This window comes from Streptomyces sp. NPDC091377 (assembly GCF_044757045.1).
Lineage (GTDB): Bacteria > Actinomycetota > Actinomycetes > Streptomycetales > Streptomycetaceae > Streptomyces.
Genome location: NZ_JBIVUE010000008.1, coordinates 272,416 through 288,926, shown reverse-complemented (window position 1 = coordinate 288,926; position 16,511 = coordinate 272,416). Strand labels below are relative to the sequence as shown.

Here is a 16,511-nt window from a genome sequence, read left to right as displayed (position 1 = left end):
CGATGACGCTGCCCGACCCCCCATTAGGGTTCGCATGGCTCGAAGTCACAGGGCGCTGCAACCTGGAGTGCGCCCACTGCTACGCGGGCTCCTCCCCGCGCGGCACACACGGCACCATGACCGCCGCCGACTGGACGGAGACAATCACCCAGCTCGCCGCCATGGGCACACGGGACGTTCAGTTCATCGGCGGCGAGCCCATGCTCTATCCGCACCTCAAGCAGTTGATCGTGCACGCCCGGCAGGCCGGCCTCACCATCGAGGTCTTCTCCAACCTCACGACCGTGAGCGCGGACCTCTGGCAGACGTTCACCGACCACAACGTCCGCCTGGCGACGTCCTACTACTCCGACGCCGCAGCCGACCACGACGCCGTGACCGAGCGGAAGGGCTCGCACTCCCGCACCCGGCAGAACATCCAGCGCGCGCAGCAACTGGGGCTCACGCTACGGGGCGGGGTGATCCAGGTGCTCCCCGGACAGCGCGCCCGCGAGGCGCAGCAGGATCTGAGGGACCTGGGCCTCTCGGAGGTCGGAGCGGACAGGATGCGCGCGTTCGGGCGGGCCGGCCGCGGAGTGGCACCGACGATGGCCGACCTGTGCGGGCACTGCGCCGAGGGGAAGATTGCGATCGGTCCGGACGGCACGGTCTGGCCGTGCGTCCTCGGCCGGTTCATCAGTCTGGGCAACGTCAAGGACCGACCGCTAGCGGACATCTGGTCGGGGCCGGCCACGCGCCGGGCCCGCGCGGAGATCCAGGCCGCGCACGGGAACCTGCCGGGACAGTCCTGTACCCCTCCGCAGTTTCTCCCGATGTGCGGGCCCTGCAGCCCGTGCGTGCCGTCCGTGGGCCACTGCGATCCACGGACGGCCGAGGCCCCGGGCGCTACGATCGGCACCCCGGCTGGAGATTGACCGAGAGGCACCCATCGTGGAACGCACCGAGGAAGAGTGGGCGACCGTCGCGGGATATGTACGGCATGCGCTGAACAAGCTCGCACCGTCGCCGCTCCCCCTGTGCCTGCCGGGAGAACCGCAGGCATGCGGCAAGGACGCACAGGAACACGTACTGCTCTGGTCGGCCGAGCTGAAGGCCGTGGCGCACAACCTGATCGAGACGTCGGCGCCGACCCACGACGCTGCCACGCACTACTCCGGACCCATCTACCGGGCGACGCTCGAATCGCTGCGCGAAAGTCGAGCCGCGTAACAGTACCGATCAGGCAGCCCCGAACTGCACTTCCAGCCCGCCCGCGGCAGCTCAACCGGTCTGATTCTCCCCATGCACGCAGCCGTACCACGCCATCAGCGGAAAGGTCGTGCTGGCGCCGAGGGACTTGCGGGCGGTGGAGAGTTCCTTGTCGATCGCGCTGCGGATGCGCCCGATACGGTTCGTAATCTGCGCCTGCGAGTGGCCGTCCACCAGCCCACGCAGGATGCGGAGCTGACGCTCGCTGCCCGATCCGGGCGATCCGGTGGGCCGCTTTCGCACTGCTCGCCGCCGCCATCCTGGGCGTCGCCGCGGCGGTCGGTGCCCCCGGGGCACCCGAGAACGCACAGGTTGGGGATATCGGCTGGGGTGTCACCACCAGCAGTCAGCCGACAGAAGCCGCACCACCGGCCCGCCCGATCGGCGCCGCCGCGAGCGACATCGCCTGCGGCTGATCCCCACAGCCGCAACAGACTCCGACCGACCGAGTTCGTCAACCTGTGGCCCATACAGACCTCCAGGGAAGTCTGTGCGTAAGTTACGGACCAGTAGCGGACTCTCAAGATCATCAAATGTAGACGGCCGGTAGATCCTGAGGATCTACCGGCCGTCTCACCTGGCGCTTCACGATGTGGGGCTAACAGGATTTGAACCTGTGGCCTCATCCTTATCAGGGATGCGCTCTAACCAACTGAGCTATAGCCCCGCCGCGCTCTGCGGTGTATGTCCCGCGCGCTGACCCCTGAAGATTAGCGCACGACCGGTGCAGTCCCAAAATCGATAGTCGGGGGGCTGTGAGCACCGTGCTTCCACCGTCGCCGGAAGGCGACCGGCACGGGTCGCACCCTCACTCCAAGGGGCATCGGTGCAACGCCTGCACCCCCGCGCGAAGGCGAATCAGCAGGGGTTCGCCCTGCGCGCCCAGGGAAACCCCGTCACTCGACGTTCGCCCCGCACGCCCAAGGAAACCCCGTCACTCGACGTTCGCCCCGCGCGCCCGGGAAAACCCCGTCACTCGTCCTCCGCCAGCGTCAGTTCGACGCCGCCCACGAAGCCGGCCGACAGGTTGTAGATGAAGGCGCCCAGGGTGGCCAGCGCGGTGGCCAGGACGACGTCGATCACGGCGATGATCGTCGTGAACATCAGGACGTTCGGCAGCGACAGGAACGACTGGAGGTCGAAGCCGTTCGACTCGTTCGAGCCGGTGGCCTCGGAGATCGTGCCGCCGACCGTGGAGAAGACGCCCATCGCGTCCATGACCATCCACAGCACCGCCGCCGCGACGACCGTGCAGATGCCCAGCGCGATGGAGAGCAGGAAGCTGACCTTCATCACCGACCACGGGTCGGCCTTGGCCACCCGCAGCCGGGCCTTGCGCACGCGCGGGGTGGTGCGCGCCCCGGTGCGCGGTCGGCGCAGCGAGCCGCCGAGCCCGCCGTTGCCGCCGTTGGTGCCGCCCGCACCACCGCCCTGCGTCTGGTACGCCTGCGGCGGGTGGTACGGAGTCTCCGGCTGCTGCGGCTGGCGCTCGCCCGGCAGGGGCGAGGCGCCTTCCGGGGCGGCCGGCTGGGCACCATGGGCTGCCGGGCCCGCGCCGGCCGCGTACTGCTGGGTCTGCGGGCCTCGGGTGTCCGTCACAGTTCCCCCCTGGGATCCATGAGTGTCGGGCGCGTGCGCGCCGGCCGGGGACGGCTTGATCGGTTGCAGATTGGTCGTGTGAGGATCGGTGGTCCGCGCGGCGGAGCCACGGCCGCCGCCCGTCTTCGCGCCGGTGGTTTGACCGGCCGGAGTACCGGCCGACCCGGCGCCCGTGGCTCCGCTCACGCTGACTCACTCCTCGTGCTACTCGGCCGAGGGCGCCTCACCCTCGTCCGTGTCGGTGGTCGCGGCACCCTCGGCGGACTCGCCGACGGCACCGATGGGGCCGGCACCCGTGGCGGAGTCGTCGGCGATCTCGCCGTCGACCTCCTCCGCCTCGCGTCCCGCCTCGGCGTTGCGTGCGATACCGACGACGGCATCGCGCTTGCCCAGATTGATCAGTTGGACGCCCATGGTGTCACGGCCCGTCTCCCTGACCTCGTTGACTCGCGTACGAATCACACCGCCGGACAGCGTGATGGCGAGAATCTCGTCGGTCTCCTCGACCACCAGCGCGCCCACGAGCGATCCGCGGTCCTCCACGATCTTGGCGGCCTTGATGCCGAGGCCACCGCGGCCCTGGACGCGGTACTCGTCGACGGGAGTCCGCTTCGCGTACCCACCATCGGTGGCAGTGAACACGAACGTACCGGGTCGAACAACATTCATCGAGAGCAGCTCGTCGCCCTCGCGGAAACTCATTCCCTTGACACCCGAGGTCGCACGGCCCATCGGGCGGAGCGAGTCGTCCGTCGCAGTGAACCTGATCGATTGCGCCTTCTTGCTGATCAGAAGCAGATCGTCATCGGACGACACGAGTTCGGCCCCGATCAGTTCATCATCGGATCCGTCCTCCCGCTCGCGCAGGTTGATCGCGATGACACCGCCGGAGCGGGGCGAGTCGTAATCCTTCAGAGATGTCTTCTTGACCAGGCCCGCCTTGGTCGCGAGGACCAGATAGGGCGCGGCGTTGTAGTCGCGGATCGCGAGGATCTCGGCGATCGCCTCGTCCGGCTGGAAGGCGAGCAGGTTGGCGACGTGCTGCCCGCGCGCGTCCCGGCCGGCGTCCGGCAGCTCGTACGCCTTCGCGCGGTAGACCCGGCCCTTGTTGGTGAAGAAGAGCAGCCAGTGGTGGGTCGTGGACACGAAGAAGTGGTCGACGATGTCGTCTTCCTTGAGCTTCGTGCCGCGGACGCCCTTGCCGCCGCGCTTCTGGGCCCGGTAGTCGTCCGTCTTGGTGCGCTTGACGTAGCCGCCGCGCGAGACGGTGACGACGATGTCCTCCTCGGCGATCAGGTCCTCGATGGACATGTCACCGTCGTAGGGGATCAGCTGGGTCTTGCGGTCGTCGCCGTACTTCTCGACGATCGCGGCGAGTTCCTCGCTGACGATGCCGCGCTGGCGGACCGGGGAGGCCAGGATCCGCTGGTACTCGCTGATCTTCGCCTGAAGCTCGTCGTGCTCCTGGACGATCTTCTGCCGCTCCAGGGCGGCCAGCCGGCGCAGTTGCATCTCCAGGATGGCGTTGGCCTGGATCTCGTCGATGTCGAGGAGGTCCATCAGTCCGCCGCGCGCGATGTCGACCGTGTCGCTGCGCCGGATCAGCGCGATGACCTCGTCGATCGCGTCCAGCGCCTTGAGCAGACCGCGCAGGATGTGGGCGCGCTCCTCGGCCTTGCGCAGCCGGAACTTCGTACGGCGGACGACGACCTCGATCTGGTGCGTCACCCAGTGGCGGATGAACGCGTCCAGGGAGAGGGTGCGCGGGACGCCGTCGACCAGGGCCAGCATGTTGGCGCCGAAGTTGGTCTGGAGGTCGGTGTGCTTGTACAGGTTGTTCAGGACGACCTTGGCGACCGCGTCGCGCTTGAGCACGATGACCAGGCGCTGACCGGTACGCGACGAGGTCTCGTCACGGACGTCCGCGATACCGCCGATCTTGCCGTCCTTCACCAGGTCGGCGATCTTCTGCGCGAGGTTGTCCGGGTTGACCTGGTACGGCAGCTCGGTGACCACCAGGCACTGGCGGTTCTGGATCTCCTCGACCTCGACCACCGCGCGCATGGTGATCGAGCCGCGGCCGGTGCGGTACGCCTCCTCGATGCCCTTGCGGCCCACCACCAGCGCGCCGGTCGGGAAGTCGGGGCCCTTGATCCGCTCGACGAGCGCGTCCAGCAGCTCCTCGTGCGTGGCCTCGGGGTGCTCCAGGTACCACTGGGCGCCGGAGGCGACCTCGCGCAGATTGTGCGAGGGGATGTTGGTGGCCATCCCGACCGCGATGCCCGCCGAGCCGTTGATCAGCAGGTTCGGGAAGCGGGAGGGCAGGACGGTCGGCTCCTGGGAGCGGCCGTCGTAGTTGTCCGTGAAGTCGACGGTCTCCTCGTCGATGTCGCGGACCATCTCCATCGACAGCGGCGCCATCTTGCACTCGGTGTAGCGCATGGCGGCGGCCGGGTCGTTGCCCGGCGAGCCGAAGTTGCCGTTGGAGTCGACCAGCGGCATCCGCATCGCCCAGGGCTGGGCCAGCCGGACCAGGGCGTCGTAGATGGAGCTGTCGCCGTGGGGGTGGTAGTTGCCCATCACGTCGCCCACGACACGGGCGCACTTGTAGAAGCCGCGCTCGGGGCGGTAGCCGCCGTCGTACATCGCGTACAGGACCCGGCGGTGGACGGGCTTGAGGCCGTCCCGGACGTCGGGCAGCGCGCGGGAGACGATGACGGACATCGCGTAGTCGAGATACGAGCGCTGCATCTCGGTTTCGAGCCCGACCGGCTCGACGCGGAGGACCGGGCCCTCCGCCTCAGGCGTGACAGGGGTGTTCTCGTCGGCCATAGCTGGTGAAGATCCTTCCTGGTGCGGTCAGCTGGGACCGACTCAGATGTCGAGGAAGCGGACGTCCTTGGCGTTGCGCTGGATGAACTGGCGGCGGGCCTCGACGTCCTCGCCCATCAGCACCGAGAACAGCTCGTCGGCCTGGGCGGCGTCGTCCAGGGTGACCTGGCCGAGGACGCGGTGCTCCTGGTCCATGGTGGTGACCCGCAGTTCCTCGGCGTTCATCTCGCCGAGGCCCTTGAAGCGCTGGATCGAGTCCTCGCGGATCCGCTTGCCGCGCTGGCGGCCCATCTCCAGGAGCGCGTCGCGCTCGCGGTCGGAGTAGGCGTACTCGATGTCCTCCCGGCCCCACTTGATCTTGTAGAGCGGCGGGCGGGACAGGAACACATGGCCGGCCTCGACCAGCGGGCGCATGAAGCGGAACAGGAAGGTCAGCAGCAGGGTGTTGATGTGCTGGCCGTCGACGTCGGCGTCCGCCATCAGGATGATCTTGTGATAGCGGAGCTTCTCGATGTCGAAGTCCTCGTGGACCCCCGTGCCGAAGGCGGAGATCAGCGCCTGGATCTCCTGGTTCTGCAGGATCTTGTCGATCCGGGCCTTCTCGACGTTGAGGATCTTGCCGCGGATCGGCAGGATCGCCTGGTACTCCGGGTTGCGGCCGGACTTGGCCGAGCCGCCGGCGGAGTCACCCTCGACGATGAAGATCTCGCACTTGGTGGGGTCGTTCGACTGGCAGTCGGAGAGCTTGCCCGGCAGGGAGGCGCTCTCCAGCAGGCCCTTGCGGCGGGTCAGATCACGGGCCTTGCGGGCCGCCACGCGCGCGGTGGCCGCCTGGATGCCCTTGCGGACGATGTCCGCGGCCTCGTTCGGGTTGCGGTCCAGCCAGTCGTTGAGGTGCTCGTAGACCGCCTTCTGCACGAAGGTCTTGGCCTCCGTGTTGCCCAGCTTGGTCTTGGTCTGGCCCTCGAACTGCGGCTCGCTCAGCTTGACCGAGATGATCGCGGTCAGACCCTCGCGGATGTCGTCGCCCGTGAGGTTGTCGTCCTTCTCGCGAAGCAGCTTCTTGTCGCGCGCGTACTTGTTGATCAGGTTCGTCAGCGCCGCGCGGAAGCCCTCCTCGTGGGTACCGCCCTCGTGGGTGTGGATGATGTTGGCGAAGGAGTAGACGCCCTCGCTGTAGCCGCTGTTCCACTGCATGGCGACCTCAAGGGACAGGCTCTTGTCCTTGTCCTCCGCCTCCAGGTCGATCACGGTGGGGTGCACCACGTCGCCCTTGCGGGAGTTGAGGTACTTCACGAAGTCGACGATGCCGCCTTCGTAGTGGTACGTGACGGTCTTGGCCTCGGCGTTGTCGTCGGCGCCGGCCTCGTCCGCCCCGACCACGGCCTTCGCCGACTCGCGCTCGTCGGTGAGCCGGATGGTCAGGCCCTTGTTGAGGAAGGCCATCTCCTGGAAGCGCCGCGAGAGCGTCTCGAAGGAGTACTCCGTGGTCTCGAAGATGTCCGGGTCGGCCCAGAAGGTCACCGACGTACCGGTCTCCTCGATGGCCTCGTGCTGGGCCAGCGGGGCCGTGGGGACGCCCATCTTGTAGTCCTGCGTCCAGCGGTGGCCGTCCGTGCGGACCTCTACGGCGACCTTGGCCGACAGCGCGTTGACCACGGACACGCCCACGCCGTGCAGACCGCCGGAGACCGCGTAGCCGCCGCCGCCGAACTTGCCGCCCGCGTGCAGCACGGTCAGGACGACCTCAAGGGCCGGCTTGCCCTCGGAGGGGACGATGCCGACCGGGATGCCGCGGCCGTTGTCCACGACACGCACACCGCCGTCGGGCAGGATCGTCACGTCGATGGTGTCCGCGTGTCCGGCCAGAGCCTCGTCCACGGAGTTGTCGACGACCTCGTACACCAGGTGGTGCAGACCCCGCTCACCGGTCGAGCCGATGTACATGCCGGGGCGCTTGCGGACCGCGTCCAGTCCCTCCAGGACGGTGATCGCACTCGCGTCGTACGACGCGGTGACCTCACCGCTCAGGGTGCCGGCCGCGTAGGTCACCTCGGCGTCGGTGGACGGGTTGTTCTCGTTGGGGTTGCCGGAATCGGCCACGAAGCGCCCTTTCTGGCACAGCACGAGCCAGACTCCTGGGGATCCCCCCTCGGGGAGAGGGGTGCCGGAGCGGCTGCGGCATGTTGCGTTGGTAAGCCTTGATCAGCCTTGATCAGCGTTGCTCAGCTTTTCCCGGACGGTCCCCACGGGCGGGGCGGGATTGGCTTCCAGTCTACCGGTAGCACTGACACTGATGGGCGTTTGCCGGTACCTGAGTCCGCATGTGCCGCCCTGAACCATCCTCCGCCGGGTCCCGATATGCGGAAGGGGGCTCCAAGAGGCTCACGGAGCCACTCAGCGCTTCGGGATGTCAACCCTTGGCTACTCCTGAGTCAGCTCCGCACCGGCCCGGGATGCGCCCTCACCGGAGCCTCGATCCGGGGCATTTTGCGTGCCTTGTACGACTATCAGTCCACAGGCTGTGGAAAACGCGGGCCTCAGGGGCGTGGAGAGGACGTCCACGGGCCTCGAACGGACCGCCGAGGGCAGCCGAAGGAGCGCCTACGAGATCGGCGCCGGGGCCGGGCGAGCCGGGAGCGGGCCGCCGCCGGGGGCTCCGACGTGATGTCGCTCTCAGATCACGTACGGGGCGGTGCGGTCGGGGCAGCGGGGCGGGGGACTGTGAGGTCGCTCACTTCGGGGCGGGTGGTCTGGTCCTGCTGATGATCTACGGCTCGCTGACGATCCGCAGTGTGCTGACGACCCGCGGTCTGCTGACGATCCGCAGTCTGCGGTCCGCAGTGTGCTGACGACCGCATCCTGCTGACGACCCGCAGCCGCTGATGATCGACGGCCGCTGATGATCGACGGCCGCGTCCGTCCGGCGGGCGGGTGGCGGCTACCGGTAGGTGTCGCCGGGCCCCGTGCTGCCGGGCGCGCGCAGTGGGCCGTAGCGGCGGGCGGGACCGCCCGGGTTCAGCACTTTGATCATCCGTACGCTGCCGTGGCCCAGGTCCTCATTGAGCCGGGCGACCAACGCGGGCGACAGATGCCGTAGCTGGGTCGCCCAGGCCGTGGAGTCGCACTGCACGACCAGCACCCGCTCGTCCTCGTCGTACCGCTGCGGCACACAGTGCTTGGCGAGGTCGTCACCGACGATCTGCGGCCAGCGGCCCATCACTCCGCCGACCGCGGCCGGGGTCTCCCAGCCGCGCTCGGTGATCAGCCGGTTGATCGCCGCGCCGAGCGCCATGGGGTCGCGCCCGTCGGCCCGCGCGCCGGAACGCAGTCCGCCCCGCCGCGCCTGCTTCTTCTGCTGCACCGCGTCACCCCGCGCGCGGGCCGCCTCTTTCGCCGCGCGCAACGCCACGCGCGCGAGGTCCACGCCGGAAGCGGCAGGGGCGCCGGAGGGGGCAGCAGGGCCGAGGGGGCCTGATGACGACCCCGGACCTGAGGCGCCGGGGAGGCCAGGGAGGCCGGGGAGGCCGCTCCTGCCGGAACCGCCGTTCCCGGAGGCCCCGCCGGCGGCGCCGTTGCCCGGGAACACCGGCCCGTCGCCGCCGACCCCCGTCATACGCGCTCCACCGTCCCGTCGGACACCTCGTACCGCACCCCGCTCAGCACCTCCGGTACGTCGTCGTCCACCGCGGCCGTCACCAGCACCTGCTCGCCGGGCGCGACCAACTCGGCGAGCCGCTCCCGGCGCCGGGTGTCCAGCTCGGCGAAGACGTCGTCGAGAATCAGCACCGGTTCATTGCCCTCGGCCCGCAGCAGGTCGTAGGAGGCCAGCCGCAGCGCGAGCGCGTAGGACCACGACTCGCCGTGCGACGCGTACCCCTTGGCGGGCAGTTCACCGAGCTTCAGCCCCAGATCGTCCCGGTGCGGTCCCACCAGGGTCACGCCCCGCTCGACCTCCTGCTTACGGACCTCGGCCAGCGCGGCGATCAACTGTTCGAACAGCGCCTCGCGTGTGTGCGCCTCACCGGGCGCGGACGGCTTGTACTCCAGCCCGACCGGCCCGCCGCCGGGCGCCAGCTGCTCGTACGCCTTGTCGGCCAGCGGGCCGATCGCGGCGATCAGATCGAGCCGCTGGGCGAGAAGTTCGGCGCCCACGCGCGCGAGGTGCTGGTCCCAGACGTCGAGGGTGGACAGGTCCATGGACCGCCCGCCGTGCCGCCGCGCCAGCGCCGCCGACTTCAGCAGGGTGTTGCGCTGCTTGAGGACCCGGTCGTAGTCGGAGCGGACCCCGGCCATACGCGGCGAACGGGCCGTGATCAGCTCGTCCAGGAACCGCCGCCGCTCCCCGGGATCCCCCTTGACCAGCGCGAGATCCTCCGGCGCGAAGAGCACGGTCCGTACGATGCCCAGTACGTCGCGGGGTCTGACCTGCGAGGACCGGTTGATGCGGGCGCGGTTGGCGCGGCCGGGGTTCAGTTCGAGCTCGACCAGTTGCTGCCGCTCGCCCTGGCGGATCTGCGCCCGGACGACCGCGCGCTCGGCGCCCATGCGGACCAGCGGCGCGTCGGAGGAGACCCGGTGGCTGCCGAGGGTGGCGAGATAGCCGACCGCTTCCACCAGGTTGGTCTTGCCCTGCCCGTTGGGGCCGACGAACGCGGTGACGCCCGGGTCCAGCGGGACCTCGACCCGGGCGTACGAGCGGAAGTCGGCGAGCGACAGATGCGTGACGTGCATGGGGTGCGCCGACCTCCCCCGAGGTTGTGGACCGCCGGGGCGGTCCTGTGGATCACTTTCCGTACTTCGGTCTCTGTCTCTCCGTCGTCGTCTTCCCGACGGCGATCACCGGTCCTGGACCGCCGCCGCCGTCACTTCTTCTCGACCGCGTGTCCGCCGAACTGATTGCGCAGCGCGGCGATCATCTTCATCTGCGGCGAGTCGTCCTGGCGGGACGCGAACCGCGCGAACAGAGAGGCCGTGATCGCCGGGAGCGGGACGGCGTTGTCGATGGCCGCCTCCACGGTCCAGCGGCCCTCTCCGGAGTCCTGCGCGTAGCCGCGGAGCTGCTCCAGGTGCTCGTCCTCGTCCAGCGCGTTGACCGCGAGGTCCAGCAGCCAGGAGCGGATCACCGTGCCCTCCTGCCAGGAGCGGAAGACCTCCCGGACGTCGGTCACGGAGTCGACCTTCTCCAGCAGCTCCCAGCCCTCGGCGTACGCCTGCATCATGGCGTACTCGATGCCGTTGTGGACCATCTTCGCGAAGTGGCCCGCGCCGACCTTGCCCGCGTGCACCGCGCCGAACTCGCCCTTCGGCTTGAGCGCGTCGAGGACCGGCTGCACCTTGGCGACGTTCTCCGCGTCGCCGCCGTACATCAGCGCGTAGCCGTTCTCCAGGCCCCAGACGCCGCCGGAGACTCCGCAGTCGACGAAGCCGATGCCCTTGGCGGCCAGTTCCTCGGCGTGCTTCTCGTCGTCCGTCCAGCGCGAGTTGCCGCCGTCCACGACGACATCGCCGGGCTCCAGGAGGACGGCCAGCTCGTCGACGGTCGACTGGGTGGCGGCCCCGGCCGGGACCATGACCCATACGACGCGCGGAGCCTTGAGCGCGCCCACCAGCTCAGGAAGGCTGTGGACATCGGCGAGGTCCGGGTTGCGGTCGTATCCGACGACGGTGTGGCCCGCGCGGCGTATCCGCTCGCGCATGTTGCCGCCCATCTTGCCGAGGCCGACGAGACCGAGCTCCATCAGTTGTTCCTTAAGTCGCGATGTGGCTTGAGGCACTTTCGTACCTGCGTCCGAGCCTAGACCCGGACGGGTGCGCACATCTGTGGGCATAGGCGCTCAAACGCCCCTGCCCCGAGCTGTCAGCGATGTCAGCGCTGTCGGCTTGCCGTCGGGCTCAGCGCTCAGCCGCTCAGCCGCACCGGCATGATCAGGTACTTGTACGCCTCGTCCGCCTCGGCGTCGAGCGCGGGCTTGCCGCTGAGCAGCGCCGGCTTGGTGGAGGTCGTGAACGAGAGCTGGGCCACCGGCGAGTCGATCGCGCTCAGACCGTCCAGCAGGAACGTCGGGTTGAAGGCGATGGAGATGTCGTCGCCCTCCAACTGCGCGTCGACCCTTTCCACAGCCTGTGCGTCGTCGCTGGAACCGGCCTCCAGGATGAGCACGCCCTGCTCGAAGCTGAGCCGCACCGGGGTGTTGCGCTCGGCGACCAGCGCCACGCGCTTCACGGCCTCCACGAAGGGGGCGGTCTCGATCACCGCGACCGAGTTGAACTCGGTGGGGAAGAGCGTCCGGTACTTCGGGAGGTCGCCCTCCAGGAGCCGGGTCGTGGTGCGTCGGCCGGCGCCCTCGAAACCGATCAGGCCCTCGCCTGCGCCCGAGCTGGACAGCGCGAGCGTCACGCTGTCGCCGCTGGTCAGCGCCTTGGCGGTGTCGAGGAGGGTCTTGGCGGGCACCAGCGCGACGGCGGACGCCTCGGGGTTCTCCGGCTTCCACAGGAACTCACGGACCGCGAAGCGGTAGCGGTCGGTGGAGGCCAGCGTGACCCGGTCGCCCTCGATCTCGATGCGCACACCGGTGAGCACGGGCAGCGTGTCGTCACGGCCCGCGGCGATGGCGACCTGGGACGCGGCGGAGGCGAAGACCTCACCGGGGACCGTGCCGGTCGCGGAGGGCATCTGCGGCAGGGCCGGGTACTCCTCCACCGGCAGGGTGTGGAGGGTGAAGCGGGAGGAACCGCAGACCACGGTCGCCCGTACACCGTCTGTGGAGATCTCCACGGGGCGGTTGGGGAGCGCGCGGCAGATGTCGGCGAGCAGACGGCCGGAGACAAGGACCGTGCCCTCCTCCTCGACCTCGGACTCGACGGAGACCCGTGCGGAGACCTCGTAGTCGAAGCTGGACAGGCTCAGCTGGCCTTCCTCGGCCTTCAGCAGCAGTCCGGCGAGGACAGGGGCCGGCGGACGGGCCGGGAGGCTGCGCGCCGCCCACGCCACTGCCTCCGCGAGTACGTCGCGTTCCACCCGGATCTTCACTGTTGCCGCCTCCTGCTGTTGCCGGCGCTCTCGCCCTGCCTGGCCCGTCGTCTGTCCCGGTGTCATCCACTGCTGTGGAGGGAAGGACACCGGGGAACAGTCTGACGCACACCACTGACAGTAGGTGCCTCTCGGGGTCAAGTCGTGACGAGGGGCGGTCGGGCAACCCGGAGCGAGTTGTGCACAGGTCCCGCTTCGAAACGGATTCCCAGCTCTCTCTAGTCGGGAGTAGTAGTAGGGCCTGTGGATACCGTGGATAACCTCGTTCGCGCAGCTCAGCGCCGGTTTTTTATCCACTGCACCTGTGGGTGGGGCCCGTGGACAACCCGGGTCCGCTGTGGAGAACCGAAAGTTCTGCACACCCCGTGCACAGGGAGGGGCGACTTCTCCCCAGACCCGTCCCCAGGTTTACCCGTCTTTCCCACAGGCCAACCCGGCACCTTGATGTGACGCCTTTCACTCGACCCAGTGATCAGGCGCGTCGCGTTGCCGAACAGTGGACAGAGATGTGGAGAAGCGGCCGATCACTGGGGACAACCGCCCCCAGCCTGTGGGTTGTCGGTGGACAACTTTATGCACAGCTTGTGGATCACCGGGTTGTCCACAGCCTGTGGAGATCGTTTGTCCACCAATCCACAGGCACCTGACCTGGTCTGATGGTCCTTCAACAGACCGGGCTGTGGAAGAGATCTGGACAACTCGGTGGTCCCCAGGATGTGGACGGCAGAAAGTCACCGAATCTGTGGAGGGCGGCCGTAACCCGGCGAGTATTCGAACAAGGGCCGGTCCCCGTCCGGGGTGTGGAACGACCGAGGGCGCCCCGGGGAACTGCTCCCGGGGCGCCCTCGGTGCCGTCAGAAGGGGGCTCGGACGGGGTCGGGCCGTGGCTGGGACGCCGCTCGGGCGGGACTGGACGCTGCTCGGGCGTGGCTCGGATGCTGCTCGGGCGTGGCTGGGCTGTGGCTGGGATGCCGCTCGGCCGTGGTCTGGACGTGGCTCGGGCGTGGCTCGGTGAGGGCTCAGGCGCGGCGGCGACGGTGGCCCGGCGCGGGCCCCCACCGGGCCCGGTGGGGCTCAGCCGTTCTTGATGCGGTTGGTCAACTCTGTGACCTGGTTGTAGATGGAGCGCCGCTCGGCCATCAGATTGCGGATCTTGCGGTCCGCGTGCATCACGGTCGTGTGGTCCCGGCCGCCGAACAGCGCGCCGATCTTCGGCAGCGACAGATCGGTCAGCTCACGGCAGAGGTACATGGCGATCTGCCGGGCGGTGACCAGCGCCCGCCCGCGGGAGGTGCCGCACAGGTCCTCCACCGTCAGTCCGAAGTAGTCGGCGGTGGCGCCCATGATGGCCGTGGAGGTGATCTCGGGCGCCGAGTCCTCGCCGCCGGGGATCAGGTCCTTGAGGACGATCTCCGTCAGGCCCAGGTCCACCGGCTGCCGGTTGAGCGACGCGAACGCCGTCACCCGGATCAGCGCGCCCTCCAGCTCACGGATGTTGCGCGAGATCCGGGAGGCGATGAACTCCAGCACCTCGGGCGGGGCGTTGAGCTGCTCCTGGACCGCCTTCTTGCGCAGGATCGCGATCCGCGTCTCCAGCTCGGGCGGCTGGACGTCGGTGATCAGCCCCCACCCGAAACGGTTCCGAAGCCGGTCCTCCAGCGTGACCAGCTGCTTGGGCGGCCGGTCGCTGGAGAGGACGATCTGCTTGTTGGCGTTGTGGAGTGTGTTGAACGTGTGGAAGAACTCCTCCTGCGTCGACTCCTTGTCCGCGAGGAACTGGATGTCGTCGACGAGCAGGATGTCCATCTCGCGGTACCGCTTGCGGAAGCTGTCGCCCTTGCCGTCGCGGATGGAGTTGATGAACTCGTTGGTGAACTCCTCCGAGCTGACGTACCGCACGCGCGTGCCGGGGTACAGGCTGCGCGCGTAGTGGCCGATCGCGTGCAGCAGATGCGTCTTGCCGAGGCCGGACTCACCACAGATGAACAGCGGGTTGTACGCCTTCGCGGGCGCCTCGGCGACCGCCACGGCGGCGGCGTGCGCGAACCGGTTCGAGGCGCCGATGACGAAGGTGTCGAAGAGGTACTTCGGGTTCAGCCGCGCGGTCGGCTCACCGGGGCCGGCGGCCGGCGCGGGCTGCCCGGTCAGCGGACCGGCACCGCCACCGGAGGAGGAGTGCAGCCCGGGTCCGCCCGGTCCGCCGCTGAGGCCCGGTCCGCCGGGAGCACCCGGTCCACCGGGACCACTGGGGCCACCGGACCCGCCCGGCCCTCCAGGACCGCCGTGTCCTCCCGGTCCCCCCAGTCCGCCCGGTCCGCCCCGATGGCCGCCGGGGCCGCTGCCGCCGGACGGCTCGGACAGATCACGCCGGGAGTCGCGCTGGTCGTAGTCGCCGCGCGCGGAGTCGTACTCGGAGCGTGACCCCTCGTACTCACCGCGCTGCTGCTCGTACGGCGGGCGCTCCCGGTCGTAGCCGCCGCGTTCCATCGCGTCGTACGACGGGCGCTCGCGGCCCTGGTCCCGGCCTTGGTCCCGGCCCTGACCGCGGTAGTCCTGGCCGCCGCCGTAGGAGTCGCGGGAGGCGTACGGGTCGCGCTCGGGGAAACCGAGGCGCTGCTGCTGCCAGCCGTAGTCGTCCTGCGCGGGCGGGCGCGGCCAGCCGCCGGGCTGGGGGCGCTGGTACTCGGAGGGGTACGCCGGGCGCGGGGTCGGGAGCTGGTCGCCGGGGCCCTGGTGCTGGTCGGGGCGGCGGCCGTAGTCGTCGTACTCGTTGTCGCGCGGGGAGCCGTCGTAGGCGGGACCCGCGTACGGGCCGCTCTCGTACGAGGTGCCCTCGTAGCCGCCGCCCTCGTAGGGGGCCGACGGAAGCTCGGGCTCCTCGTAGCGCTGGGGCGGGGCCGGGGGGCCGGGGGGCTCGCCCGCCGAGTCGTCCACGGTGATCGCGATACGGATCGGCCGGCCGCACTCGCGGGTCAGCGTCTCGCTGACGATCGGCGCGAGCCTGCCCTCCAGGACGTTCTTCGCGAATTCGTTCGGTACCGCGAGGAGGGCGGTGTCCGCGACCAGCGCGAGCGGCTGGCAGCGCCGGATCCAGTGCTCGTCCTTGGCCTCGACACCCTGACCGCGGCCCTCGCCGAGAAGCTGTTCGAGTACGCGTGGCCACACTGCGGCAAGATCGGCAGGTACGTCAGCCACAGGGCACGCTCTCTCATGGGTCCCACGAACGTGTGGTTCGCGGACGGGTCGGGGTGGAGTCGGTGTCGAACAGGATCTTCGGCGGGGTCGAACGGCAGGCAGCGGGACCGGTCGGAAGGAGGTGCCGGGTGGATCCGGCGGGGCGATCCCGCTCGGGCGGCGGCAAGGGGACGAAGGGGAGTCCGGCCACGGTAGTCAGGGCGACGGCCAGGGTTCAAGTTGTTGTCCCCAGCCTGTGGACAGTGTCTCCCACTGGTCGCTGGTTTGACCGGATGGCGTAGCCGCGCGTACCGTAACCAGGTCGAGTTGTCGATGGCTGCTGCCGCCTGCCTCCGATGGGCACAGATCGCGTCAGGTGATCGGAAAGCGGTGCACTCGGGCGTAACGAGAGCTACTCGTGGGCGCACGGTGACAGCCAGGACGGCACCCGCCAACCCCGATTTATCTCTGGAGCCCCCGAGTGAGCAAGCGCACCTTCCAGCCGAACAACCGTCGTCGCGCGAAGACCCACGGCTTCCGGCTGCGTATGCGCACCCGTGCCGGCCGCGCGATTCTCGCGTCCCGCCGTAGCAAGGGTCGCGCCCGTCTGTCCGCCTGATCACGG

The 16,511-nt window shown here is 69.3% G+C and carries 12 protein-coding genes and 1 tRNA gene; 3 read left to right on the top strand and 10 right to left on the bottom strand.

Translation table 11 applies throughout. The features are described 5' to 3' along the window. The first annotated feature begins 2 nt into the window (after positions 1 to 2). The gene (locus ACIQNG_RS20230) at positions 3 to 914 is read left to right on the top strand and encodes a radical SAM protein (protein WP_401486601.1); all 912 of its coding nucleotides are present in this window, start codon (positions 3 to 5) and stop codon (positions 912 to 914) included. 16 nt (positions 915 to 930) lie between these two features. Then, positions 931 to 1,209: a hypothetical protein gene (locus ACIQNG_RS20225; protein ID WP_401437775.1), complete on the top strand. Its 279-nt coding sequence runs from the start codon at positions 931 to 933 to the stop codon at positions 1,207 to 1,209. A 51-nt stretch (positions 1,210 to 1,260) separates the two neighbouring features. Here ACIQNG_RS20225 and ACIQNG_RS20220 read toward each other — a convergent pair whose 3' ends face one another. The 10 genes from ACIQNG_RS20220 to dnaA all read right to left on the bottom strand — a co-directional run bounded on the left by ACIQNG_RS20220 (position 1,261) and on the right by dnaA (position 15,907). Further along, positions 1,261 to 1,491: a hypothetical protein gene (locus ACIQNG_RS20220; protein ID WP_401486599.1), complete on the bottom strand. Its 231-nt coding sequence runs from the start codon at positions 1,489 to 1,491 to the stop codon at positions 1,261 to 1,263. A 350-nt stretch (positions 1,492 to 1,841) separates the two neighbouring features. Continuing rightward, positions 1,842 to 1,915 (bottom strand) — tRNA-Ile (locus tag ACIQNG_RS20215). Positions 1,916 to 2,220: 305 nt separating this feature from the next. After that, positions 2,221 to 3,033, bottom strand: a complete 813-nt coding sequence (locus ACIQNG_RS20210; protein WP_401437813.1) for a DUF3566 domain-containing protein — start codon at positions 3,031 to 3,033, stop codon at positions 2,221 to 2,223. Positions 3,034 to 3,051: 18 nt separating this feature from the next. Next, a complete protein-coding gene (gyrA, locus tag ACIQNG_RS20205) occupies positions 3,052 to 5,679 on the bottom strand; it encodes a DNA gyrase subunit A (protein ID WP_401437815.1) in 2,628 nt (875 codons plus the stop codon). Between the two features lie 42 nt (positions 5,680 to 5,721). After that, the gene (gyrB, locus tag ACIQNG_RS20200) at positions 5,722 to 7,806 is read right to left on the bottom strand and encodes a DNA topoisomerase (ATP-hydrolyzing) subunit B (protein WP_401437818.1); all 2,085 of its coding nucleotides are present in this window, start codon (positions 7,804 to 7,806) and stop codon (positions 5,722 to 5,724) included. Between the two features lie 814 nt (positions 7,807 to 8,620). Continuing rightward, on the bottom strand, positions 8,621 to 9,295 hold the full coding sequence (locus tag ACIQNG_RS20195; protein WP_401486597.1) for a DUF721 domain-containing protein: 675 nt from the start codon (positions 9,293 to 9,295) through the stop codon (positions 8,621 to 8,623). Continuing rightward, positions 9,292 to 10,413 carry a DNA replication/repair protein RecF gene (gene recF / locus ACIQNG_RS20190; protein WP_401486595.1) on the bottom strand — a complete coding sequence of 374 codons (1,122 nt, stop codon included), beginning with the start codon at positions 10,411 to 10,413 and terminating at the stop codon, positions 9,292 to 9,294. The genes ACIQNG_RS20195 and recF overlap by 4 nt, the downstream gene beginning before the upstream one ends. A 131-nt stretch (positions 10,414 to 10,544) precedes the next feature. Then, positions 10,545 to 11,420: a phosphogluconate dehydrogenase (NAD(+)-dependent, decarboxylating) gene (gnd, locus tag ACIQNG_RS20185; protein ID WP_401437827.1), complete on the bottom strand. Its 876-nt coding sequence runs from the start codon at positions 11,418 to 11,420 to the stop codon at positions 10,545 to 10,547. Positions 11,421 to 11,581: 161 nt separating this feature from the next. Beyond that, positions 11,582 to 12,712, bottom strand: a complete 1,131-nt coding sequence (dnaN, locus tag ACIQNG_RS20180; protein WP_401437829.1) for a DNA polymerase III subunit beta — start codon at positions 12,710 to 12,712, stop codon at positions 11,582 to 11,584. Positions 12,713 to 13,786: 1,074 nt separating this feature from the next. Next, positions 13,787 to 15,907, bottom strand: coding sequence for a chromosomal replication initiator protein DnaA (gene dnaA, locus ACIQNG_RS20175; RefSeq protein WP_401486593.1), 2,121 nt, complete (start codon positions 15,905 to 15,907; stop codon positions 13,787 to 13,789). A gap of 460 nt (positions 15,908 to 16,367) precedes the next feature. Between dnaA and rpmH the strand changes: the two genes are divergently transcribed. Next, a complete protein-coding gene (rpmH, locus tag ACIQNG_RS20170) occupies positions 16,368 to 16,505 on the top strand; it encodes a 50S ribosomal protein L34 (protein ID WP_003956500.1) in 138 nt (45 codons plus the stop codon). Positions 16,506 to 16,511: the final 6 nt, after the last annotated feature.

Bases quoted from the DNA above. Each gene is read 5' to 3' on its own strand.
- ACIQNG_RS20230 (WP_401486601.1), top strand. From the start codon at position 3: ATGACGCTGCCCGACCCCCCATTAGGGTTCGCATGGCTCGAAGTCACA.
- gyrA (WP_401437815.1), bottom strand. From the start codon at position 5,679: ATGGCCGACGAGAACACCCCTGTCACGCCTGAGGCGGAGGGCCCGGTC.
- ACIQNG_RS20195 (WP_401486597.1), bottom strand. From the start codon at position 9,295: ATGACGGGGGTCGGCGGCGACGGGCCGGTGTTCCCGGGCAACGGCGCC.
- recF (WP_401486595.1), bottom strand. From the start codon at position 10,413: ATGCACGTCACGCATCTGTCGCTCGCCGACTTCCGCTCGTACGCCCGG.
- gnd (WP_401437827.1), bottom strand. From the start codon at position 11,420: ATGGAGCTCGGTCTCGTCGGCCTCGGCAAGATGGGCGGCAACATGCGC.